Origin of the sequence: Paraburkholderia susongensis (genome assembly GCF_900177725.1) — a bacterium.
Lineage (GTDB): Bacteria > Pseudomonadota > Gammaproteobacteria > Burkholderiales > Burkholderiaceae > Paraburkholderia > Paraburkholderia susongensis.
Window position 1 is genome coordinate 258,626 of record NZ_FXAT01000001.1, and the last position, 22,619, is coordinate 281,244.

The following is a 22,619-nucleotide window of genomic DNA, read 5'->3' on the forward strand; positions in this document are numbered from 1 at the left end:
TCCTTCTTCCTCGCTTGACCATGACCCAACCGATTCCCAATGTGCTGACGATCGCCGGTTCCGATTCCGGCGGCGGAGCCGGCATCCAGGCCGATCTGAAGACTTTCTCCGCGCTCGGCGCTTACGGCGCGAGCGTGATTACCGCACTCACCGCGCAGAACACGCGCGGCGTGAGCGCGATACACGCGCCCGATCCGGGCTTCGTCACCGCGCAACTCGACGCGGTGTTCGACGACATCCGCATCGATGCGGTGAAGATCGGCATGCTCGCGAACGCGCCGATCGCGCGCGCGGTCGCCGATGCGCTGCGCCGTTACAAGCCGAAGCACATCGTGCTCGACACGGTGATGATCTCGAAAAGCAATCACGCGCTGCTGCTGCCCGATGCGGTCGCGGCCGTGCGCGACGAACTGCTGCCGCTCGCCGATCTGCTCACGCCGAATCTGCCGGAAGCCGCCGCGTTGCTCGGCACGCAGCCCGCCACCGACGAAGCCGGCATGGTCGACCAGGGCGAGGCGCTGCGCGCGCTCGGCGCACGCGCGGTGTTGATGAAGGGCGGCCATCTGAGCGCGGCGGATAGCCCCGACTGGCTCGTGCAGGCGAGCGGCACGCTGCGCCTGGGCGGCCCGCGCGTGCCGGTGAAGAATACGCATGGGACGGGTTGCACGCTCTCGTCGGCGATTGCGGCTTTGATTCCGCAGCGCAGCGACCTTGCGAGCGCGGTGACCGATGCGAAGCGCTATCTGACTGCCGCGTTGCAGGCAAGTGACCGGCTCGCGGTCGGCAGCGGCGTGGGGCCGGTGCATCATTTTCACGCCTGGTGGTGACGGGCCGCGCGGCCTGTCTTCCAAGGTACTGATGCAGCACTGATAGCGGCACTGATGCCGCGCTACTGCGTTGCGTAGTGCCGTGCGTGTTCGGGCCAGTCGTCCGGCACGATAAAGCCGCGCGAGCGTTCGATCAGATGACCCGCGCCGTCCTCGATGAACGCCGCGACCATGACGGGTCCACGCTGAGGCGAGGTTTGGGCGGCGAGCGTCGGTGCATCGACGTATGGCGCGCCTTCGGCCATATCGCTGTCTTTGCTCTCGTCTTTGTTCTTCCCCCGGCTCGCGCCCTGCTCGTCCAGCGCGACGCGTCGCGGCGCGAGCCATTCCAGCCGCGGCAACGCCCGCCACGTTCGCGCGTGCGCCGCCGCGAACGCCGGCCAGTCGCTGCGCGTGACCCACCAGCCGCGCCCATGCGCGGGGTCGAGTTCGACGGGGTCGGCCGGCGTATCGCCATGTCGATAGAAGAGCCAACCTTTGACGAACATCTGCGCAGTCCACGGCCCCGGATAACCCGCCGACGCAAACTCCTCGCGCGCGCTCAACGGCAACTGATGGTTGAGCAGATGCGCGAGCTTGATGTCGAAGCGGTCCTTCAGATTCGGGCCGACGTAATCGGCAAGACGTCCCGCCGATGATTCGCGCGCTTCGCCCGCGTGCAGATAGCACTTCACCGCCAGTTCCCAATGCAGCCGCGCACCCTCGCGCGTGCTCACGAGAAAATCGCATTCGCCGAGCGTGACGCCCGCGCGCCGCAACGGCACGCCAGCCGCGACGAGTTGCGCCGCCGGTCCGTACTGCAGAAACCAGCCGAGCAGCCGTTCAGCGTAGCGGCCAAGACGCGTGATGCGCGTCGCCTCGAGATCGAGATGCAGAGACTCTGGCGCGGCGTCGAGCGCGCGCAGCCAGGCGGTCGTGGCCTGCAATTGCGACGGTGTTTCAAAAGGATTCGCGAGCGCACCGATCGGCGATTGCGGGCGCAGCAGATCGGGACTCAGCAGCAGCCACGCGAGATCGCGCACGGCGGGATCGCGCAATGGATCATCACGTGATGGATCGTGCGTGGGAGCGAGCGGCGTGTCGAGCAGCGCGCCGCGAAGTGTGTCGCGAAGTGTGTCGCGACGTGTGCCGAGAAGCGTGTCGGGAAGCGTGCCGAGAAGCTGGCCGAAAAGCGCGGCACGGGTCACGGGCGCGGCGGCATCGGGCGCCGCCGACCCGTTGAGCCCATTGGGCGTGCTCACGTCGGCTCGTTCGACGACGCGCCACCGCCCGCCAGCCACGTGTCGCGCGCGAGGCACAGATCCGCCCAGGCCTTCGCCTTGTCGGGCAGGCTGCGCAGCAGATAAGCGGGATGGTAGGTGACGATGACGGGCACACCCTCGTACGCATGCACGCGGCCGCGCAGCGACGAAATGCTCGCCTCGGTCTTCAGGAGGCTTTGCGCTGCGAAGCGGCCGAGCGCCACGATCAGTTTCGGCTTGACGAGCGCGACCTGACGCTGCAGATACGGCTCGCAACGCGCGACTTCATCCGGCTGCGGATTGCGGTTGCCGGGCGGGCGGCACTTGATGACGTTCGCGATATAGACGTTGGTGTCGCGCGCGAGCGCAAGCGAACGCAACATGTTGTCGAGCAGCTTGCCGGCCTGACCGACGAACGGCTCGCCCAGGCGGTCTTCATTCTCGCCGGGCGCTTCGCCGATCAGCATCCAGTCGGCATGACGATCGCCGACACCGAAGACCGTGTTCCTGCGTTTCTCGCACAGGCGGCACGACTCGCACGCGGCGACGCGCTCGCTCAGTGCGTCCCAGTCGAGCGTATGGACGGGTGGCAGTGAGGGGGTGTCGCCGCGAGCTTCGGCGGGTGCGTGAGGGGACGCATGAGCAGGCGCATGAGCGGGCAGATCATCGAACCACGCGAAGTCGTCGTCGGGCGGGGCGTCGAAGTTTGGCGGTTCGGGGGAATGCGCTTGCGGTTGTGTTCGCTGTTGCTCCGACTGTTGCTTCGACTGTTGCTCCGGCTGCCGTGCCGGGCGGCGCGGCGGCGCGGGTTCGTCCTGCTGCACAGATTCGGACAACGCCGGCGGCGGCGGCACGTCCGCCGATGCGCGCATCGGCTCGCGCATAACCTGCGCAGCAGGCTCCACGTGACGCTCATCGCGCGCGTGTTCCTGCGCGTGTTCCTGCGCATCTCCCCGCACGGAGCGCGGCTCATCTGCACGCCCCGCCGCGACGCGATCGTCCGGCCGATTGCGTCCGTCACCCGGGATGACCGGCTCGCCGGCCGCCGCGCGAGCCGCTTCGGCACGCCCATCATCCTGCGTGCCCTGGCCATCGCTATACCCGGCACCCGCCTCATCGACAGCCGGCCGCGCCGCCATCCCGCGACGCACCCACAACGGCGCGAGTCCGAATTCTTCGAGCACCGATTCATGCAGCGCCATCTGCGCCCTCCGTAGCAAACGAAAAACGCATCACGATCGCGTCCTCCCGGCCGCGATGCCGCGCCGGATAATAGTTCTTACGCCGGCCGATCGATGCAAAGCCGAAGCGTTCGTAAAGCCGGATCGCCCGATGATTCGACGGCCGCACTTCGAGCAGCAGGCCTTCGAGCTTTTCGGCGTGTGTAATGCGCACCGCCTCGCGCAGCAGCGCGAGACCCGCACCGGCGCCTTGCGCCTGCGGCGTGACACACAGGTTGAGCAGATGCATTTCGTCGACGACCGGCATCAGCACGCAATAGCCGATCAGCGCCCCTGTCACGTGCCGCAGACAGATACCGAAATAGCCGTTGCGCAGCGAGTCGCCGAAATTGCCGCGGCTCCACGGAAACTCATACGCGAGCTTCTCGATCGCGGCGACCTCGTCGAGATCGCTTTCGGTCATCGGCGACATGTAGCGGTCCGCGAGCAACACGCCGCTCATTGCTTCGCCTCACCGTGGGGCGCTTGCCGGGGCGCGCCGTCGGGCGTATGCCCGGCCGCCTGCGTTGCTGTCTGTGCCGCCTGCGCCGCCTTGGCCGCTTTTTCTGCGGCGCGCTCCGCAGTGGTCTGAGCGACCTTGTCGCGTATGTATTCAGGTGCAGCCTGATCGGCGGGCACGGTACGCCCTGCGTGAAACGCGCGCAACGCAGCATAGGCCAGCGGCACCGCATGCGGCAGCGCCTCGCCATCGACGCTGCGCGCGGCGGCAACCGCGGGCAGCCGCGCGCCGAACGCAGCGGCCGCGTTGCCTGCGAGCGTGAACGGCACGTCGGGCAGCACGAGCCGCTGCGGCGCATCGAGCGACGCCGTTTGCACGGTGCGCCATTCGTGTTGCGCGTCGTCCCACGCGTAGTCGGCCCAATAGATTTCGTCCATGCGCGCGTCGAGCGCGGCCAGCACGCGCGTCGCCGACGGATCGCGCAGACGCGCGCTTTCCGCGCACACAAGCAGGGTGCCGAGCGGCACGACCGGCAGATTCAGGCCGAACGCGAGGCCTTGGGCGACGCCGGTCGCCGTGCGCAAACCGGTAAACGAGCCGGGACCGGAGCCGAACGCGATCGCGTTACAGTCCGCGAGCGCGAGACCCGCTTCGTCGAACAGTTCGCGGATCGCCGGGAGCAGGCGCGTGCTGGAGACCGCGCCGGTCTGCTCGTGGCGCACCCAGACGCGGGGTTCGGCGGTGGGCTGACCGGCTGAATCGACGGACGCGGACACGAGCGCCGCCGAACAGAATTCGGTCGAAGTATCGAGGGCAAGGAGCACTGTTTGAGTCATGGACCGTATTGTAATCGGCGCCGTGCGCGTGGATGGTGGTTTGCCGGCGGGTTTGCACTGGCGCGCCGAACCGCTCCCCGGCCGTGAGCGTTTGGAATAAGCCCTCGGTCCCGCAGCGGCAGGCAATTGTTATGATCTTCGGCCAACCTCATTCGAGCCCGCCCGGCGGGCCATACAGCCATGACCGATATCGACACCCAGTTCGCGCAAGCCCAGGAAGACGTCAAGCAGTTGCCGGAGCGTCCGGGCAACCTCACGCTGCTGCGTCTTTACGCGCTCTTCAAGCAGGCGAGCGAAGGCGACGTGCAAGGCGACAAGCCGGGCTTCACCGACATCGTCGGCAAATACAAGTACGACGCGTGGGCGGCGCTCAAGGGCACCGCGCAGGACGCTGCGAAGCAGCAATACGTCGAGCTCGTCGAGTCGCTGAAGAGCGGCGCCGCAGCCTGACACGCTTGCGGCTTTAGCGCGGCCTCAGCGCAACCGCCACACCGCCGCAACATGGCCGCCCTGTATGATGCAGCGGCCTCGCGGCGATTCCGGCACCGCCAATGGCACCCAATGGCACCGCCAATAAGCGCGAATTCCGGCCGCCGCTTCCCCGGCCGCCCTACCTGTTCCCGCGCGCTTTTCCGATCCGACAGATCCGAATAGTGGCGCAGTGCAACAAATTCCGATATAATGCTGCCTGCGCTTCATCGCTATGCCTGCTTTTTCGAGCGGCCCTGGCGGCGCGGCGTCTCGTAGCGTTTAGCTCCAATCCAGTTTAGAACCTGTCCCCTCCTGCCTAGCCCTCTACGGGCATCAAGTCCCAGGCTGGCGGCACGCCGTGTTGGCATGTCGCATCCGATACAGCTTCTAACGAAAAGCTCGCCTTTATTGTCGCGAGCTGCCCCCGTTTTTTGATTTGCTCGCTGCTTCTTTGCTCGCTGAATCCGACGACTTGGGTATGCCGATTGGCGTTGACGTTTTAACTCCCTGATTCCCCAGGATCGTTTTCAAGGATTCACATGACTTCGAGCAATTCCTCCAGCAGCCCGTTGAACGCCATCGCCGACGAAGCACTCGGTCTCGCATCCGCTGCACCTGCCGCACCCACGGCACCCGCGGCAGCCGAGCCGGCTGAAGCCAAGCCGTCGTTCGCGTCGCTCGGTCTGTCCGCGGAAGTCGTCTCCGCGCTGACCGCTGCTGGTTACGAGCATCCGACGCCGGTACAGCAACGCGCGGTGCCCGCTGCCATCGCCGGCCGCGACCTGCTGGTTTCGAGCCCCACGGGCTCGGGCAAGACCGCTGCGTTCATGCTGCCCGCCATCGAGCGTTTCGCGCAGCTGCAAAAGACGCAGACGAGCCAGCCGCGCGAACCGCGTCCGGCCGACGGTGGCCGTGGCCGCCGTCCGCAGCCGGTCGCGCGTCCGACCATGCTGGTGCTGACCCCGACCCGCGAACTCGCGATGCAGGTCACGACCGCCGCCGCAACCTACGGCAAGCATCTGAAGCGCCTGCGCACCGTCAGCATTCTCGGCGGCGTCGCCTATGGCCAGCAGCTGATGCTGCTCGCGAAGAACCCCGAAATTCTCGTCGCCACGCCGGGCCGTCTGATCGACCACCTCGAGCGCGGCCGCATCGATCTGTCGCAACTGCAGATCCTCGTGCTCGACGAAGCCGACCGCATGCTCGACATGGGCTTCATCGACGACATCGAAACGATCGTCGCCCAAACGCCGGCCACGCGTCAGACCATGCTGTTCTCGGCCACGCTCGACGGCAAGATCGGCTCGCTGACCGGCCGTCTGCTGAAGGATCCGGAGCGCATCGAGATCATCCAGCGTATGGAGCAGCGCACCAACATCGCGCAAACCGTTCACTACGTCGACGACCGCGATCACAAGGATCGTCTGCTCGACCATCTGCTGCGCGACGCCGGCCTCGACCAGGCCATCGTCTTCACGGCCACCAAGATGGACGCGGACCAACTGGCGGGCCGTCTTGCCGACGCCGGTTTCGAATCGGCTGCGCTGCACGGCGACCTGCCGCAAGGCGCACGTAACCGCACGATCCGCGCGCTGCGCGAGCGCCGCGTGCGCGTGCTGGTGGCAACGGATGTCGCCGCTCGCGGTATCGACATCCCCGGCATCACGCACGTGTTCAACTACGATCTGCCGAAGTTCGCCGAAGACTACGTGCACCGTATCGGCCGTACCGGCCGCGCGGGCCGCTCGGGTGTCGCCGTGAGCCTCGTGCATCACGCAGAACAGGGTGCGCTCAAGCGCATCGAGCGCTTCGTGCGCACCCCGCTGCCGGTCAACGTCGTCGAAGGCTTCGAGCCGCGCAAGGCGCCGCCGTCGGGTAACGGCCGTCCTGGTTTTGGCGGCCGCGGCCGTCCGGGCGGTAACAGCGGCCGGCGCTTCGGCAGCGGTTCGGGCAAGCCGGGCGGCTACGGCAGCGGCTCGCGCAATGGCAGCGGCAGCGGCAGCGGCAACAGCAACGGCAATGGCAACAGCTGGGGTAACAAGCCGGCCGGCGGCGGCTCGCGCGAAGGTTACGGCGCAGCACGCGAAGGCTACGGCTCGCGTGACGGCTACAGCGCGCGCCGCAACGACGGTCCGCGTTCGGCCCGCCGCGGCAGCTAAGCGGTGCTGATTGCGGCGAGGTTGGGCTCACCAGAGCTCATCACTTCGCTGCACACAATACGCTGAAAGACCTGGACGGCTGCACGCCGTCCGTCAGTCCAGGAAAAACCGGTGCTCAGGCACCGGTTTTTTTTCGTCCATTGTTCGCCCACCCCAAATTTCACGATATGAAAAAATTTTTTGCGTCGTAAAAAATCATGCTGCAAGGCACAAGACGCCTATTGCAATATGGAAAATATCGTTTCTCAATACGAAACGACAGATTCAATTCATTGATTTCATTGAACAATAAATATTGGAAAAACGCTTTGCGGCGCCTGTCACGCGATCATCGATTTGCCTAGACTCTTATATAAGACTTCACGGAACAAAACGCCCAGCCGGGCCCGACGCTTCGAGAAGACAGAGTCACCCATCCTCCATAACAGGCACAGAAGGAGCACATCATGACCATGACCCGCGAACAGCAAGTGAAGCAACTCCAGCAGCAATGGGAAACCGATCCGCGCTGGAAAGGCGTGAAGCGCACCTACTCGGCGGAAGACGTGGTCCGTCTGCGCGGCTCGGTGCAGGTTGAGCACACGCTCGCGAAGCGCGGCGCGGAGAAGCTGTGGGCCGCCGTGAACAGCGAGCCGTTCGTCAACTCGCTCGGCGCGCTGACCGGCAACCAGGCGATGCAGCAGGTCAAGGCCGGCCTCAAGGCGATCTACCTGTCGGGCTGGCAGGTGGCGGGCGATGCGAACGTCGCGGGCGAAATGTACCCGGACCAGTCGCTGTATCCGGCCAACTCGGTGCCGCTCGTCGTCAAGCGCATCAACAATACGTTGACGCGCGCTGACCAGATCCAGTGGTCGGAAGGCAAGAATCCGGGCGACGAAGGCTACATCGACTACTTCGCGCCGATCGTGGCAGATGCGGAAGCCGGTTTCGGCGGCGTGCTGAACGCGTTCGAACTGATGAAGGCGATGATCGAAGCGGGCGCGTCGGGCGTGCACTTCGAGGACCAGCTTGCCTCGGTCAAGAAGTGCGGCCACATGGGCGGCAAGGTGCTCGTGCCGACCCGCGAAGCCGTCGCCAAGCTGACCGCCGCGCGTCTCGCCGCGGACGTGTCGGGCGTGCCGACCGTGCTGCTCGCCCGCACCGACGCGGAAGCCGCCGACCTCGTCACCTCGGACGTCGACGACAACGACCGCCCGTTCCTGACCGGCGAGCGCACGGTGGAAGGCTTCTACCGCACGAAGCCGGGCCTCGACCAGGCGATCTCGCGCGGCCTCGCGTACGCGCCGTACGCCGACATGATCTGGTGCGAAACCGGCAAGCCGGACCTCGAGTTCGCGAAGAAATTCGCCGACGCGATCCACAAGGAGTACCCGGACCAGCTGCTGTCGTACAACTGCTCGCCGTCGTTCAACTGGAAGAAGAACCTCGACGACGCGACGATCGCGAAGTTCCAGCGCGAACTCGGCGCGATGGGCTACAAGTTCCAGTTCATCACGCTGGCCGGCTTCCACGCGCTGAACTACTCGATGTTCAACCTCGCACACGGCTACGCCCGCAACCAGATGACCGCATTCGTCGAAATGCAGCAGGCGGAATTCGCGGCGGCCGAGAAGGGCTTCACCGCAGTGAAGCACCAGCGCGAAGTCGGCACCGGCTACTTCGACGCGGTGACGCAGACCGTCGAGCGCGAAGCGTCGACGACCGCGCTGCATGGTTCGACGGAGAACGAGCAGTTCTTCGACAAGAAGGTCGCCTGAACCTGAGAGTGCAGTTGGAAGTCGAGGCCACGCGGACCGGGCGCCTTGCCGGTCCCGCGGCCTGATCGCAGTAACGGTGGGCAAACACGGTCGGCAAACACGACTGGCAAACGGCAGGCGGCTCCGTCAGAGAGTCGCCGTCATAGGGAGGAACCGCGCCGCCGCGCTCGGGCAGTCAATCCGAAGCCGGTCCAAAATCGGCACCCCATCCGGCACCCAGCGGCCGGCGGCCAGGTTCGGCAAGAAACAATCGCAGCAGCGGAGAAAAGCTCGCACAGCGCATCGTGCGGCGACTATGGGCGCGCCAGTTTCGCGGCTGGCGCGTTTTTTTACGCCCACACGGCGTTCAGCGATACACGATCACCGGAATCTTCGTATGCGTGAGCACCCGTTGCGTTTCGCTGCCGATCAGCAGGCTGCCGAGCCCGCGCCGCCCATGCGAGGCCATGAAGATCACGTCGCAGCCGCCCTGCTCGGCCGCCTCGATGATGCCGAGATAGGGCGCCGGATGCACGCTCGTGCGACTGTCGACGTGCACGCCGACCCGGTGCGCGGCGTGCTCGACCTCGCGCAGATGCACGCGCGCTTCGCGCTCGCTGCGCTGCAGGAACTCGGCGGGCGGCTCGACCACCACGTCGGAGAACGGCGAGTACGGATATTGCGGCAGACACGCGTACGCGGTGACGCGCGCGCCGACGGCCTGGGCGAGATCGATCGCGCCCGCTATGGCCTTGCGTGACAGGTCGGAACCGTCGGTCGGAACCAGGATGTGGCTGAACATGATGCCCTCCGTCGCCGGCTGCGCGCAGCGCGGCTTCAGCGTTCAACGAAGCCCGGCATGCAGGCTGCTCCAATCGATTGTAGTGCGTGGGAATGTGGGTAGGGATCGGCCGAGGGTCTGTCTGGATATCGGGACCGGCAACCCGTCAATCCCAATAACCGGGTTCGCCGTACGTATGCTTGAGAAAGTCCAGAAACAGCCGCACCCGCAGCGGCAAATGACGGCGCTGCGGAAACACCGCGTGAATGCCGATCGGCGGCGCGGCGAATTCGTCGAGCACGGTCACGAGCCGGCCGGTCGAGATCTCCGCGCCGATCTCCCACCACGAGCGCCACGCGAGCCCGTGCCCCGCGAGACACCATTCATGCAGCACCGCGCCGTCCGAGCATTCCATCGTGCCGGACACCTTGATCGACACGACCTTGCCGTCCTGCTGGAACATCCACCCGCGTTGCTGGTTCGCACTCGCGCCGAGCGCGAGGCAGTTGTGACGCGCGAGATCGGCGAGGCTGCGCGGCGCACCGCGCCGGCTCAGGTACGCGGGCGACGCGACGCACACGCGCCGGTTTTCGGCGAGTTTCAGCGATACGAGCGACGAATCGGGCAATTCGCCCAGTCGCACCGCGCAGTCGAAACCTTCGTTGACGAGATCGACGAGCCGGTCGGACAGATCGAGCGTAATCGACACGTCCGGATGCGCGACCGTGAACGCCGGCACGAGCGGTGCGACATGCCGGCGCCCGAAACCGGCCGGCGCCGACAGCCGCAGATGGCCGCTCGCCTTGACGCCGCCCGCCGACACGCTCGCCTCGGCGTTCTGCATGTCGTGAATGATGCGCTGGCAGTCCTCGAGAAAAGCCGAACCTTCGAAAGTCAGCGTGAGCTTGCGCGTCGTGCGCACGAGCAGCTTGACGCCGAGACGCTCTTCGAGCGCATCGATGCGCCGGCCGATGATCGCGGGCGCGACGCCTTCGGCGAGCGCCGCCGCGGAGAGGCTGCCCCTGGCGGCAACGGTGACGAAAGTCTCGATCTGCTTGAAACGGTCCATGACTGATGCGTGCCGCCACGAGGTGGAAAAGTGAGCATGCGCGTCAGATTAGGTATATGAAAGTAAAAGATCAAGTGATCTTTAGCCTATTTTTTTACCCCTGATACCACCAATACAATCGACCCCGACCTCTGACAGGAGTGCACGGCAATGTCGGCCACAACGACACCTTTCCCGCGAGCAGTAATCTTCGACGCCTACGGCACGCTTTTCGACGTGCATTCGGTGATCGCCGCCGCGGAGCAACTGTTCCCCGGCCACGGCAACGCGCTCTCGCAGTTGTGGCGCCAGAAGCAGATCGAATACACGCAACTGCGCACGCTCGCCGCGCACGTGGAAGCGCCCGGCGAACACTACCGGCCGTTCTGGGACATCACGCTCGACGCGTTGCGTTTTGCCGCGAAAAAACTGCAACTCACGCTGGGCCGCGCGGCCGAAAAACGTCTGATGGACGAATACGCGTGCCTGTCCGCGTTCCCCGATGCGGTGCCCGTGTTGCGTGCGTTGCGCGAACCGGCCCCCGGTTCAGCCTCGGACTCGGAATCAGCATCGGGCGCGGCTACTGCAACGGCCGCGCCACGCGCCGGGCTCGCGATCCTCTCGAACGGCAATCCGCAGATGCTCGACATCGCGGTCAAAAGCGCGGGCATGAGCGCCCTCTTCGATCACGTGCTGTCCGTCGACGCGGTGCGTGCCTACAAGCCCTCGCCCGCCGCGTATGCGCTCGGCACCGAAGCGTTCGGCGCAGCGGCGCGCGAGATCGTCTTCGTGTCGTCGAACGGCTGGGACGTGGCGGGTGCGACGTGGTTCGGCTTCACGACGTTCTGGCTCAACCGGCAGAACGCGCCCCTCGAAGAACTCGGCGTCACGCCCCATGGCACGGGCAGCGGGATGAACGATCTGCTGGCTTTTTTGCAAACGCTTTCTGCGCCTTCGCCCAATGACGGTCACCTGAAAAAGCAACGCGGCGGCACCCGCAAGCGCGCCGGCCCGCGCGCCTGACGGCAGCTACCGCAGCCATCTGGCAATACACCCACCCACTACTTTTCAACATCCGCATTTCTGCAATCTGACCGACCAAGGAGAAAACATGACGAATTTACTGTCGCTGCCGCAGGGCATGGAAATCACGGGCGAGATCAAGCCCGGCTTTGAAGCGATCCTCACGCGTGAAGCGCTGGAACTCGTCGCCGCGCTGCATCGCACGTTCGAGCCGCGCCGCCAGCAACTGCTGCAGGCGCGCGTCGAACGCACGAAGCGGCTCGATGCGGGCGAGCGCCCCGACTTCCTCGCCGAAACGAAGAGCGTGCGCGAAGGCGACTGGAGCATCGCGCCGCTGCCGCACGATCTGCAATGCCGGCGCGTCGAGATTACGGGTCCTGTCGAGCGCAAGATGATCATCAATGCGCTGAATTCGGGCGCGGATTCCTATATGAGCGACTTCGAGGATTCGAATGCGCCGAGCTGGGACAACCAGATCACCGGCCATATCAATCTGAAGGACGCCGTGCGCCGCACGATTTCGCTCGAACAGAACGGCAAATCGTACAAGCTGAACGACAAGACCGCGACGCTGATCGTGCGTCCGCGCGGCTGGCATCTCGACGAGAAGCACGTGAAGGTGGACGGCAAGCGCGTGTCGGGCGGCATCTTCGATTTCGCGCTCTACATGGTTCACAACGCGAAGGAGCTGATTGCGCGCGGCTCGGGCCCGTACTTCTATCTGCCCAAGATGGAGAACCATCTCGAGGCGCGTTTGTGGAACGACATCTTCGTCGCCGCGCAGGAGGCGGTCGGTGTGCCGCGCGGCACGATTCGCGCGACGGTGCTGATCGAGACGATCGTCGCCGCGTTCGAAATGGACGAGATTCTGTACGAGCTGCGCGAACATAGCTCGGGTCTCAACGCGGGACGCTGGGACTACATCTTCTCGGCGATCAAGAAGTTCAAGAGCGACCGCGACTTCTGTCTCGCCGATCGCTCGCAGATCACGATGACGTCGCCGTTCATGCGCGCGTACGCGCTGCTGCTTCTGAAGACCTGTCACCGCCGCAACGCACCGGCGATCGGCGGCATGAGCGCGCTGATTCCGATCAAGAACGATCCGGCCGCGAATGAAAAAGCAATGGGCGGCGTGCGCTCCGACAAGGCGCGCGATGCCGGCGACGGCTACGACGGCGGCTGGGTCGCGCATCCGGGCCTCGTGCCCATCGCGATGGAAGAGTTCGTCAAAGTGCTCGGCGACAAACCGAACCAGATCGGCAAGCAGCGCGGCGACGTGCTCGTCATCGCGGCCGACCTGCTCGACTTCCGCCCGGAAACGCCGATCACCGAAGCGGGTCTGCGCAACAACATCAATGTCGGGATTCACTACCTCGGTTCGTGGCTCGCGGGCAATGGCTGCGTGCCGATCCACAATCTGATGGAGGACGCGGCCACCGCGGAAATTTCGCGCTCGCAGGTGTGGCAGTGGATCCGCTCGCCGAAGGGCAAGCTCGACGACGGCCGCAAGGTGACGGTCGAACTCGTGCGCGAGCTGTCGGCGCAGGAGCTCGCCAAGGTGAAGCAGAGCGTGGGGGGTGACACGAAACCGTATGAGCGCGCGGCGCAGATTTTCGAGCAGATGTCGACTGCCGAGCAATTCACCGATTTTCTGACGTTGCCGCTTTACGAGGAACTTTGAGTGCGGGGGTGAGGCGGGCACGGGCAGGACGGGCGGGCGGTTCGTTGACCGTCCGGGCTGCGTGATTGTGTGACCTGCCTCGATTCGGTGGATCGATGAACAGCGCGCCATGTGGGTAAGTGGCGCGCTGTTTTTTTGGGGCTTCGCTTTCGCACAAGCGCGCCGCGCCTGCGCGCATTCATTCAGTCAACGCGTGCGACGATACTCGACCCAATCTCCGGATCGGATCTCGGGCAGCCCCTTCACCGCGCCCGGCGTGACCGGATAGAACCGGCAGTTCACGACGTTGCCGTCCACTTTCACCATCACCTCGCGGGCAAGGAAACGATCCTCGACGCCCGGGTAGACGGCTTCGATTTCGTCGAGCACGGCGACCAGCGCGTCGTCGATTTCGTAGACGTCGCCGCATACGTCGACGCCCGCTTCATCGACGACGAGTCCCGGATACAGGCCAAAATCGAATAGATGGCCGCGCACCGTGGCGCTGCCGAGCAGGGTCGGCGCCGGGACGTCGTTGCGCGCCGCGGCTTCGCTGATATCGTTCGCTTCACCGGCACGCAGCGTGCCGTAGACAAAGACGGTCTGCATCGTTCTCAGGTCTCCCTGGTTGAAAGTTCGGGTGCGGCTTCAATCCAGCGCCACGTTCGCGACGAGCACACCGTCGAGATCCACGTAGATCCATTCGCCCGGATGCACGAGCGCGCCGGGCAAGCTCACCGGCACGTCGCGTTCGCCGGCACCGCGCTTCTGCGGGCGTCGCGGACAGGTGGTGAGCGCCGCCACGCCGACGTCGAGTTCATTGATCTCGAGCGAATCGCGCACGCAGCCGTTCACGACGATGCCCGCCCAACCGTTCTGTTGCGCGATCTCCGCGAGGTTGCCGCCGACCAGCGCGCAGCGCAGACTGCCGCCGCCGTCGACGACCAGCACGCGGCCCGCGCCCTCTTCTTCGAGCGTGGCGCGCACGAGCGCATTGTCTTCGAACACCTTCAGCGTCACCGCCTGGCCGCTGAAGTACGCGGTACGGCTAAACAGATGGAAGACCGGTTCGAGCACGCGCAAGGTGCCGAGTGCCAACAGGTTCTCGTGCGCGTCGCAGAGGTCCGCGGTAGCAAAGCTCATGGTTTCTCCTTGAGGCTCATGGCAATCGGGACATTATGCAACGATGGAAGGCCGGCAACGCCGGACGAGCGCCTCTACAATGATGAGTCCCGCGGTAATTTGCGGCGGCCGGCTCGCCAGCCGCACTCCGTTATCCGAACCGAGTTTCGCCATGACTTCGTCCGCCGACTCAGATCTGTCGAGCCTCGTGCGCTTCGCCGATATTCCGCCCGAGTTCGAGCCGACCAGCACGCACCCGATCCGCGTGCGCTCGCGACCGATGCCTGCGGGCTGGCACATCCCGCGCCATACGCATGCGTGGGCGCAAGTCGCGTATGCGTCGCGCGGTGTGCTGCGTGTCGCGACGACCGGCACTACGTGGATGGTGCCGCCTTCGCGCGCGATCTGGGTGCCGCCACACGTGACGCACGAAGTGGTCGCCGTCGAGGACGCGTTCCTGCGCACGCTCTACATCACCGAAAGCGCCGTACCGGCCGGGCTCGATACACCGCGTGTCGTCGAAGTATCGAACCTGCTGCGCGAAGTGATCGCCGCGCTCGACATGCCCGGTCTGTCCGCCGCGCGCGAGCAGTTGCTCGGCGCGCTCGCGCTCGACGAGCTGACGTGCTCCGAGCCGCTGCCGCTGTCCGTACCGATGCCCAACGAAAAACGCCTGCGCGTGCTGTGCGAAGCGGTGATCGCGGACCCGACGCACGGCGAGTCGCTCGAACAATGGGCGGCGAGCGTCGGCGCGAGCACACGCACGATCGCGCGGCTGTTCCGCCGGGAACTGGGCGTGAGTTTTTCGCAATGGCGCCAGCAGGCGATTCTCGCGCGCGCCATTCCGCTGTTAAGCCAGGGACGGCCGCTCTCGCATGTGGCGCAGGAATTGGGCTATCAGAGTCAGAGCGCGTTTTCCGCGATGTTCCGCCGCGCTTTCGGCGCGAGTCCGCGTGCGTTCATCGAGCGAGGCGCCGAGCATCGCGTGGACAACGGCGAGCCTGACGATACGCGCGCGGACGCAGAAACGGCACAGAATCGCGCGGACCCGGCGGACGTTGCGGGACGCTGAATGGCGCAAACCCCGCCTCAAACCCGCCGCGCCAGATGACGAATCGCGCCAAGTTGCGCGAGCCGCGGCCCGGCGAGCCTATAACCCTTGCGCTGATACAGCCGCGCCGCGGGATTGTCGACGAACACGCGTAGTTGCAGCTCGCGCAGTCCGCGCTCACGCGCCCATTGATGCGAAATGTCGAGCAGATACGTGCCGGCACCGAGTCGCCGATAACCCTCGGCAATCTGCACGTCGCGGATATGCAGCGAATCGCCCTCTTCCGTAATGCGCAGCACGCCCATCGGCACGCCGTCCACTTCGAGAATGAAATTCTCCGATTCGCGCCAGCTGCCGAGAAACAGATCGCTGCGCCAGACCAGATGATGCCGGCGATAGTAGCCGCCCATGTTGTTGCGCGTCAGCGCCTCGGCAAACTCGAAATCGTCCATGCTGGCATTGCGCAGATGAAACGGTGACGGAGCTTCGGTGGGATCAAACATGACGGGAACGCGAGGATGAGTCGGATCAACGGTAAAACAGGCCGCGTGTGCTGGCAATGGCTGTTTGTCCCGAGCCTGCCTGGAGGCGGTGCGCGGCAACGCGCAGACAGCAAGCGGCCAAAATCAGATGGCCAAAATAAAAAAGCCCACTTCTTCCGAAGTGGGCTTTCTCAAATCTGGCGGAGCGGACGGGACTCGAACCCGCGACCCCCGGCGTGACAGGCCGGTATTCTAACCGACTGAACTACCGCTCCAGTCTTTACACCTTAGCTTGCGAGTGTCGGTTAATTCTCTGCAAGCTGCGCTGCTTTACTACTTGCCGGGCCTTGACCCGAATACTAAAGCGACGCTGATGTCTGGCGTCCCCTAGGGGATTCGAACCCCTGTACTCACCGTGAAAGGGTGATGTCCTAGGCCTCTAGACGAAGGGGACAACGTACTGCTTACACCTTTAATGAAAAAGCCCGTTCAGGTTTGTGTGAACGGGCTTTGTCTGGCGGAGTGGACGGGACTCGAACCCGCGACCCCCGGCGTGACAGGCCGGTATTCTAACCGACTGAACTACCACTCCAGTCTTTACACCCTAGCTTGCGAGCGTCGGTTAATTCTCTGCAAGCTGCGTTGCTTTACTACCTGCCGGGCTTTAACCCGAATACTAAAGCGACGCTGATGTTTGGCGTCCCCTAGGGGATTCGAACCCCTGTACTCACCGTGAAAGGGTGATGTCCTAGGCCTCTAGACGAAGGGGACATAATCTTTTCAGATCTGTCTTTAACTCGCTGCCAACTTACGCTAACTGGTCAGTTATTTCGTTTCGTCAACTGCGAAGACCGCTATTCTAACTATATTTCAGCGATTTGTGAAGTCTTTTCTCTACAACTTCCAGACTTCGCAACCACTTTACTCTGGCGGGTAAGCAGGATCGAAAAGCTTCCTCAATCCTTTGTCCACCAACGCTTCGGCGAACTCTTGACCCACCAGGTACGCATTGGGTACATCATCCACGACTTGATGTTTTTCAGCAACATCCTGCTTCAAAACAACCGTAAGCACCTTGTTTCGAAGCGCTCAGAAGCAGAGAACGAGATTATAAGCAGACATCTCCACGATGCGCAAGAATTTTCCGTCACTGCTTTTCCGTCACTGCCCTACCAGGATTATTTGGGATCTTCTCGATAGCCGACCTGAAAACAGGCGAGCCGCAGCGCCCTTCTTCCGGCTCGTTGTCTACGTTGAGAGGGTCGGCAGCCAATGGGAAGCTTTCTCAATGCCCGCGGAACCGTGATGACTCACTCTGGATTCGAGTGCATTCTGGACCAGCATGTCCAACCAGCGGCACAACGTTGTCCAGGTCTTTTAACGGAGAGCGTCTATCCCCGTTGCTTTCGACATGCATGCACCCGCTCAATCCTGCAATGCATTCCACGCGATTGATTCAATCAGCGTCCAGGCTGCAATGAACACGCTCCAGATCGACACAGCGTCTTCGTCACTCAAATGCGAATGGACCGCACAAGTCTCGTTGCGTGGCGAATGGTTATAGTAGGATCTCGATAAACGGACGGGGAAATCGAAAGCCCCTATCCAACGAGCCGTGTCTCGGCCTCCAATCGCGCTCACTCTTCTGCTCCACTTTCCACCGTGCCCACAAAAAGCGTCGAAACAGCGCCCAAGGCTCGCAAACCGAAAGCCAACGCGAGCGCTGCCGGCCAACCAGAAAAAACCGCTGGTAACACACCGCCGCTAGGCACTCAAAGCATCCATCGGGCCGTCACCGTTCTGCGCGAAGTCGCCGCGCACGGCATGAAAGGCCTGCGCCTGTCCGACATCGCCGACGCCCTTTCGCTGGAGCGCCCTACCGCGCATCGCATCGTCAAGGGCCTCGTGGCGCAAGGCATGCTGATGCAGAACCGCGACACACGGCACTACCATCTCGGTCACGTCGTGTACGAACTCGGCCTCGCCGCGTCGCCGCATTTCAGCCTGCGAGAGCTATGTCAGCCCACGCTGCAGACGCTCGCCGAAAAGTCAGGCGACTCCGTCTTCCTGATGGTGCGCAGCGGACTCGATGCGGTGTGCATCGATCTGCTCGAAGGTGGGTACCCGATCCAGACCCGCACGCTTGAAATCGGCGGACGCCGACCGCTCGGTATCGGCGCAGGCAGCCTCGCATTGCTCATTTCGCTGCCGCCCGACGAGCGCGCGCGCGTCATGGCAACCAACGCAGGACGCCTGACGACGTTCGGCAATTTCGCTCAAGCGCGCCTGGAAAAGGCGATCGCGGTATCGACCGAAGCCGGCTACGCGATCAATGAGGAAGACGTGCTGCCAGGCGTCTCGGCGATCGGTCTGTCGATCCGCCCGCGTCAGGGCACGCCCTATGCCGCCATCAGCATCGCCGCGATCGAGTCGCGGCTCTCGGGCGCACGACGCGTGGAAATGGCGAGACTACTGCAAAAGGAAGTGCGCGCCCTCGAGAAGAAGCTGGAAGCCGAGTCGCTGCGCTGGGAATAACGCGTCAACGGCAGGTATCACCCCAGCGCAAGATCCGGATGCGGCGTCGGTACGCCATAGGCGCCACCGGCATAGAGCAGTGGCACTCTGTCGCAATGATGGAGATCCACCACTTCACCGACAAAGATGAAGTGATCGCCACCCTCGTACTTGAACGTGAGGTTGCATTCGAACCAGGCCACGCAACCGTCGAAGAGCGGCATGCCCCCGCGGCCGCTGCGCCACTCGACGCCCTCGAAGCGATCCGGCACCGACGACGCGAACCGCGCGGCGAGCGGCATCTGATCCGCACACAGCACGTTGACCGCGAAACGCCCCGATGCCTCGAACACCTCCAGACTGCGCGAGCGCTTGTTGATGCTCCACAGCACGAGCGGCGGTGAAAGCGAAACCGAGTTGAAGGAATTGGCCGTCAGGCCCACGGGCGTGCCGTCGGGCATCGTGGTCGTGACAATGGTCACCCCGGTCGCAAAACGTCCCAAAGCGTGACGAAAATGGCTGGCATCAAACGTGGCATTCACGGAAGCCTCCTCGAAAGACGTCATGGCTATCTCGTTTCCTCGCACCGCGCGCGAAAACCGGCACGGCGATTCATTCGGACTGCGATCAGTGCGCGCGCGGGGCGGCCACCACGGCAGCCCCGCTCGCGACCGTCTTCTCCCCGACGCGCGCCACGATGTCGCAGCGCAGGTGTCGTCGCCCATCGCTACCGGGCGAACAATCGGACACCGTGCCGAGCACCATGACAACATCGCCGGGCCGCACGGGCGCATTGAAGCGCGCTTCGATGTCGATGATTGCCGCAGCGGGCCCGGCCCAATCCGACACGGCACGCCCCATGAATCCCATCGTGAGCATCCCGTGCGCAATCACGCCACCCAGCCCCGCTTCCCGTGCGTAGCCCTGGTCGTAGTGAATGCGGTTGTAGTCGTCTGACGCCCCGGCGTAGCGCACGAGTTGCGTCGTCGTCACGGCCGGCAACGAGAGCGCGAAGGTGTCGCCGATGCGCGCGTGCAGGAGATGCGTGCCATTCATGCCAGACTCCTCGACGCGACCTGCTGCGCCGATCGATAGACGGTGGTGCGCCGCACCGCGAACACACACTCGTGCGCCACGCCGTCGTTGTCCACCCGATACCCGGACATCACCTGACGCAGCAGCGACATCGCACCCCGGGCGCCGTCCTTGTCGTCGATACCGACCAGTTGCAGCCGGCACTCGAATCGCATGCCCGCCACGATGGGCCGGTGGTAGTGAAAGCCCATTTCGCCCGCAACGATGCGGCGCCGGTCGAGCGCCGCGATCCACGGCGGGTCCTGCGGCGCACGAAAACAGGTCGGAAATGTCGGCGGCGCCACGATGCCCTCGTAACCGTGACGGCGGGCAAACGCGTCATCGCGGTACAGGAGGTTGTCGTCGCCAATCGCATCGGCGAACTTGCGAATCGCGCCGCGCTCCACCTCGACCAGAAACGGCGGCGCACTCGTGCCAATCAGTGAACGGTCGACTTCAGTCATCGTCACGCCCCTCGTTCCTCGTTCGTCGTTCCCGGCTCGCCTTGCCGCGCTGCGCAGGCTGTCATTCGACGCGCTCCACGATGGTCGCGGTTCCCAGCCCGCCACCGCAGCACATCGATTGCAGTCCGTAACGCCCGCCGCGCAGCTCCAGTTCGTCGACCAGTCCGGCCATCAACCGCGCGCCCGTCGAGCCGAGCGGATGGCCCACGGCGATCGAGCCGCCGTTCACGTTCACGCGCGACAGATCAGGCTTGATCTCGGCCAGCCACGCACCCAACACAGACGCGAAGGCCTCATTGATTTCGAACAGATCGATGTCCGCAAGTGCGAGCCCACTGCGCGCCAGGATCTGCTGCGTCGCCGGAATCGGGCCGGTCAGCATCATCGCGGGATCGACGCCGACCACGAATTGAGCACGCAGGACGGCACGCGGACGCAGTCCGTACTCGCGCGCTTTCGCCGCTGTCATCAGGAGCACGGCGGCCGCGCCATCGGACACCTGACTCGCGTTGCCTGCCGTCACGCTGCCGTCCTCGCGGAACGACGCCTTGAGCGAGGCCAGCTTCTCCAGCGACGTATCGCGACGCACACCCTCGTCCCGCGTCACTGCCTGCCCATCCACACCCGTCACCGGCAGGAGTTGCCGGGCAAACCGGCCGGCATCGTGGGCGGCAGCGCTCAACGTGTGACTGCGCAACGCGAGTTCGTCCAGATAGGGACGCTCCAGCTTCCAGTGCGCGGCGATGCGTTCTGCGGCAATGCCCATGGAAGGCATCGAGAAGCGCTCGACCAGCGACTCCGGGTAACGACGTCCGTAGCGCGTGTCGTCGTTGCCGCCCTGCGTCGTCGACATGAGCTCGACGCCGCCGGCAATCACCACGTCGCACGTGCCGCTGCGAATCAGGTTGTCGGCAAAGTGAATCGCCTGCTGCGACGATCCGCAGGCACGCTGCACCGTCGTGCCCGGCACGCTCACGGGGAAGTCGGCCATCAACAGCGCGGTACGCGCGATATTGCCCGCCTGCTCGCCCACCTGGGTGGCGCAACCGGCGACCACGTCGTCGACCGCATCGGCGGGCAACCCGTTGCGCGCCAACACCGCCGCGAGGACCTGCGCGAGCAGCGCCGCGGCGTGCCACTCCCTCAGCGCTCCATTACGACGCCCGACAGGCGTTCGCACGACATCGACGATGACCGGATCCCGGCCGGCAAGCGCGGAGACTTTCATTCCCCGGACTCCCCGGACCTGGCCGCCCATTGACTGTTCTTCCGGCCGAGCAGGTGGCCCGCGATCATGTTCTTGTGGATCTGCAGCGTGCCGCCGTAGATCGATCCGCCGCGCACCTCGCGATACAGCCCCTCGACGGGGTACTCCGCCATGTAGCCGTAGCCGCCGAGCAGTTGAATCGCGTCGTCGCAAATCTCCTTGGCCGCCTGCGCGACGTACACCTTCGCCACCGACGTCTCCAGCGGCGAAGGCAGTCCGCTCGCCGTATTGGACGCTGCCCGGTAGGTGAGCATCTGGGCCGCTTCGAGCTTGACCTTCATGTCGGCCAGCATCCATTGCAGTCCCTGGAAGTCGGCCAGTTCGCGCCCGAACTGCTTGCGCTCCTGGACGTACTGCAACGCAAACTCGAACGCGGCCTGCGCCGAACCCAGCATGCGCGAGATACTGCCGAGACGCTCAACGTTGTACACGCTGATGAGCTTCGCAAACGCGCGGCTCTCGGCAAGAATGTTCGCCTTCGGCACGCGGCAGTCGTCGAAGTACAGCTCGTACTGCCGCTCGCCCGCCATGTTCAGCGTGCCGCCGCTGCAGGAGAATCCAGGCGCGTCGTGCGGCACCATGATCGCGCCGATGTCGCTCGCGCGCCCGGTGTTGCCGAAGCGGCAGTAAAGCATCGTGTAGTGATGCCCCTTGGCGGCACTGATGAAGATCTTCTGGCCGTTGATGATCACGTCGTCGCCCTCGATACGGGCGCGGGTTTTCATCGCCGTCGCCGCCGATCCCGCATCCGGCTCCGTGATGCCGATGGACACGCCGATCTCGCCGCGCGCAACGCCCCCGACGAAGCGCGACTTCTGCGCCTCGGTACCGAGTTCGAGCACGGCGCCGATGGCCCCCGTGGACGTGCGGTGCGCGAGGCCACCCAGAGTTGAGTCGACACGCTGGATGGTCTGGATCAGCAACAGCGTTTCCAGCAGGGGCAAGCCGACCCCGCCGTATTCCTGCGGCATGTTCAGCGCCAGCAATCCTGCTTCGGCCATCTGCCGGCGCAGTCTTTGCAACGGCGCGAAGTCGCCCTTCGTCTCGGCCTCGTGGGCCTCCTTCGCGAGCGGGAGCAACTGCCGGCACAATTTCTCGGTCGCATCGATCAGTTCGCGCTGCGATTCGGTAAGCTGAAAATCCATGAAAACTCTCGAAGACTAGATTGACGAAGGCGACGTAC

At 64.6% G+C, this 22,619-nt stretch carries 22 protein-coding genes and 4 tRNA genes; 8 read left to right on the forward strand and 18 right to left on the reverse strand.

The genetic code is table 11. The annotated features are described in order from the left end of the window. Positions 1-20 precede the first annotated feature (20 nt). Complete coding sequence (gene thiD / locus B9Z01_RS01140; protein ID WP_085480429.1) at positions 21-827, forward strand: bifunctional hydroxymethylpyrimidine kinase/phosphomethylpyrimidine kinase; 807 nt, start codon at positions 21-23, stop codon at positions 825-827. 62 nt (positions 828-889) lie between these two features. On the opposite strand, the gene B9Z01_RS01145 is transcribed toward thiD, so the two are convergent. The 4 genes from B9Z01_RS01145 to tsaB all read right to left on the reverse strand — a co-directional run bounded on the left by B9Z01_RS01145 (position 890) and on the right by tsaB (position 4,584). Continuing rightward, positions 890-1,915 carry a DUF1853 family protein gene (locus B9Z01_RS01145; protein ID WP_085481138.1) on the reverse strand — a complete coding sequence of 342 codons (1,026 nt, stop codon included), beginning with the start codon at positions 1,913-1,915 and terminating at the stop codon, positions 890-892. Positions 1,916-2,064: 149 nt separating this feature from the next. After that, entirely contained in the window at positions 2,065-3,270 is a 1,206-nt protein-coding gene (locus B9Z01_RS01150) for a uracil-DNA glycosylase (RefSeq protein ID WP_085480430.1), read from the reverse strand. Continuing rightward, a complete protein-coding gene (rimI, locus tag B9Z01_RS01155; protein WP_085480431.1) occupies positions 3,257-3,751 on the reverse strand; it encodes a ribosomal protein S18-alanine N-acetyltransferase in 495 nt (164 codons plus the stop codon). Before rimI ends, B9Z01_RS01150 begins: the two co-directional genes overlap by 14 nt. Further along, positions 3,748-4,584 carry a tRNA (adenosine(37)-N6)-threonylcarbamoyltransferase complex dimerization subunit type 1 TsaB gene (gene tsaB / locus B9Z01_RS01160; protein WP_085480432.1) on the reverse strand — a complete coding sequence of 279 codons (837 nt, stop codon included), beginning with the start codon at positions 4,582-4,584 and terminating at the stop codon, positions 3,748-3,750. Before tsaB ends, rimI begins: the two co-directional genes overlap by 4 nt. A gap of 180 nt (positions 4,585-4,764) precedes the next feature. On the opposite strand from tsaB, the gene B9Z01_RS01165 reads away from it, so the two are divergent. From B9Z01_RS01165 to aceA, 3 genes are all read left to right on the forward strand, one after another. Further along, positions 4,765-5,034 carry an acyl-CoA-binding protein gene (locus B9Z01_RS01165; RefSeq protein ID WP_085480433.1) on the forward strand — a complete coding sequence of 90 codons (270 nt, stop codon included), beginning with the start codon at positions 4,765-4,767 and terminating at the stop codon, positions 5,032-5,034. A 560-nt stretch (positions 5,035-5,594) separates the two neighbouring features. Further along, positions 5,595-7,214, forward strand: a complete 1,620-nt coding sequence (locus tag B9Z01_RS01170) for a DEAD/DEAH box helicase (RefSeq protein WP_085480434.1) — start codon at positions 5,595-5,597, stop codon at positions 7,212-7,214. Positions 7,215-7,666: 452 nt separating this feature from the next. Beyond that, positions 7,667-8,971 carry an isocitrate lyase gene (gene aceA / locus B9Z01_RS01175; RefSeq protein WP_143808821.1) on the forward strand — a complete coding sequence of 435 codons (1,305 nt, stop codon included), beginning with the start codon at positions 7,667-7,669 and terminating at the stop codon, positions 8,969-8,971. Between the two features lie 346 nt (positions 8,972-9,317). Here the strand turns inward: aceA and B9Z01_RS01180 are convergent, their stop codons facing one another. Both B9Z01_RS01180 and B9Z01_RS01185 read right to left on the reverse strand, forming a co-directional pair. After that, positions 9,318-9,752, reverse strand: a complete 435-nt coding sequence (locus tag B9Z01_RS01180; protein WP_085480436.1) for a universal stress protein — start codon at positions 9,750-9,752, stop codon at positions 9,318-9,320. A 145-nt stretch (positions 9,753-9,897) separates the two neighbouring features. Next, on the reverse strand, positions 9,898-10,800 hold the full coding sequence (locus B9Z01_RS01185) for a LysR family transcriptional regulator (protein ID WP_085480437.1): 903 nt from the start codon (positions 10,798-10,800) through the stop codon (positions 9,898-9,900). 150 nt (positions 10,801-10,950) lie between these two features. On the opposite strand from B9Z01_RS01185, the gene B9Z01_RS01190 reads away from it, so the two are divergent. Beyond that, on the forward strand, positions 10,951-11,802 hold the full coding sequence (locus B9Z01_RS01190; RefSeq protein ID WP_085480438.1) for a (S)-2-haloacid dehalogenase: 852 nt from the start codon (positions 10,951-10,953) through the stop codon (positions 11,800-11,802). A gap of 88 nt (positions 11,803-11,890) precedes the next feature. Further along, positions 11,891-13,483: a malate synthase A gene (gene aceB / locus B9Z01_RS01195; RefSeq protein ID WP_085480439.1), complete on the forward strand. Its 1,593-nt coding sequence runs from the start codon at positions 11,891-11,893 to the stop codon at positions 13,481-13,483. Positions 13,484-13,669: 186 nt separating this feature from the next. On the opposite strand, the gene B9Z01_RS01200 is transcribed toward aceB, so the two are convergent. After that, positions 13,670-14,071 (reverse strand): gamma-glutamylcyclotransferase family protein, encoded by a 402-nt coding sequence (locus B9Z01_RS01200; RefSeq protein ID WP_085480440.1) that lies wholly within the window; start codon positions 14,069-14,071, stop codon positions 13,670-13,672. Between the two features lie 39 nt (positions 14,072-14,110). Then, complete coding sequence (gene rraA / locus B9Z01_RS01205) at positions 14,111-14,605, reverse strand: ribonuclease E activity regulator RraA (protein WP_085480441.1); 495 nt, start codon at positions 14,603-14,605, stop codon at positions 14,111-14,113. A 151-nt stretch (positions 14,606-14,756) separates the two neighbouring features. Here rraA and B9Z01_RS01210 point away from each other — a divergent pair, with 151 nt between their 5' ends. Continuing rightward, positions 14,757-15,656 carry an AraC family transcriptional regulator gene (locus tag B9Z01_RS01210; RefSeq protein ID WP_085480442.1) on the forward strand — a complete coding sequence of 300 codons (900 nt, stop codon included), beginning with the start codon at positions 14,757-14,759 and terminating at the stop codon, positions 15,654-15,656. A gap of 17 nt (positions 15,657-15,673) precedes the next feature. Here B9Z01_RS01210 and B9Z01_RS01215 read toward each other — a convergent pair whose 3' ends face one another. From B9Z01_RS01215 to B9Z01_RS01235, 5 genes are all read right to left on the reverse strand, one after another. Further along, positions 15,674-16,138, reverse strand: a complete 465-nt coding sequence (locus tag B9Z01_RS01215; RefSeq protein WP_085480443.1) for a GNAT family N-acetyltransferase — start codon at positions 16,136-16,138, stop codon at positions 15,674-15,676. A 177-nt stretch (positions 16,139-16,315) separates the two neighbouring features. Next, positions 16,316-16,392, reverse strand: a tRNA-Asp gene (locus tag B9Z01_RS01220). A 103-nt stretch (positions 16,393-16,495) separates the two neighbouring features. Then, positions 16,496-16,571: transfer RNA gene (locus B9Z01_RS01225), tRNA-Glu, on the reverse strand. 61 nt (positions 16,572-16,632) lie between these two features. Then, positions 16,633-16,709: transfer RNA gene (locus B9Z01_RS01230), tRNA-Asp, on the reverse strand. 103 nt (positions 16,710-16,812) lie between these two features. Continuing rightward, positions 16,813-16,888, reverse strand: a tRNA-Glu gene (locus B9Z01_RS01235). 891 nt (positions 16,889-17,779) lie between these two features. Between B9Z01_RS01235 and B9Z01_RS01240 the strand changes: the two genes are divergently transcribed. Further along, positions 17,780-18,652 (forward strand): IclR family transcriptional regulator, encoded by an 873-nt coding sequence (locus B9Z01_RS01240; protein WP_275937483.1) that lies wholly within the window; start codon positions 17,780-17,782, stop codon positions 18,650-18,652. A 17-nt stretch (positions 18,653-18,669) separates the two neighbouring features. Here the strand turns inward: B9Z01_RS01240 and B9Z01_RS01245 are convergent, their stop codons facing one another. From B9Z01_RS01245 to B9Z01_RS01265, 5 genes are all read right to left on the reverse strand, one after another. Continuing rightward, complete coding sequence (locus B9Z01_RS01245) at positions 18,670-19,197, reverse strand: flavin reductase family protein (RefSeq protein ID WP_085480445.1); 528 nt, start codon at positions 19,195-19,197, stop codon at positions 18,670-18,672. Positions 19,198-19,258: 61 nt separating this feature from the next. Continuing rightward, the gene (locus B9Z01_RS01250) at positions 19,259-19,687 is read right to left on the reverse strand and encodes a MaoC/PaaZ C-terminal domain-containing protein (RefSeq protein WP_085480446.1); all 429 of its coding nucleotides are present in this window, start codon (positions 19,685-19,687) and stop codon (positions 19,259-19,261) included. Continuing rightward, the gene (locus tag B9Z01_RS01255; protein ID WP_085480447.1) at positions 19,684-20,169 is read right to left on the reverse strand and encodes an FAS1-like dehydratase domain-containing protein; all 486 of its coding nucleotides are present in this window, start codon (positions 20,167-20,169) and stop codon (positions 19,684-19,686) included. The genes B9Z01_RS01250 and B9Z01_RS01255 overlap by 4 nt, the downstream gene beginning before the upstream one ends. Positions 20,170-20,230: 61 nt before the next feature. After that, positions 20,231-21,397, reverse strand: coding sequence for a thiolase family protein (locus tag B9Z01_RS01260; RefSeq protein ID WP_085480448.1), 1,167 nt, complete (start codon positions 21,395-21,397; stop codon positions 20,231-20,233). Continuing rightward, positions 21,394-22,581: an acyl-CoA dehydrogenase family protein gene (locus B9Z01_RS01265; RefSeq protein ID WP_085480449.1), complete on the reverse strand. Its 1,188-nt coding sequence runs from the start codon at positions 22,579-22,581 to the stop codon at positions 21,394-21,396. The genes B9Z01_RS01260 and B9Z01_RS01265 overlap by 4 nt, the downstream gene beginning before the upstream one ends. Positions 22,582-22,619 lie beyond the last annotated feature (38 nt).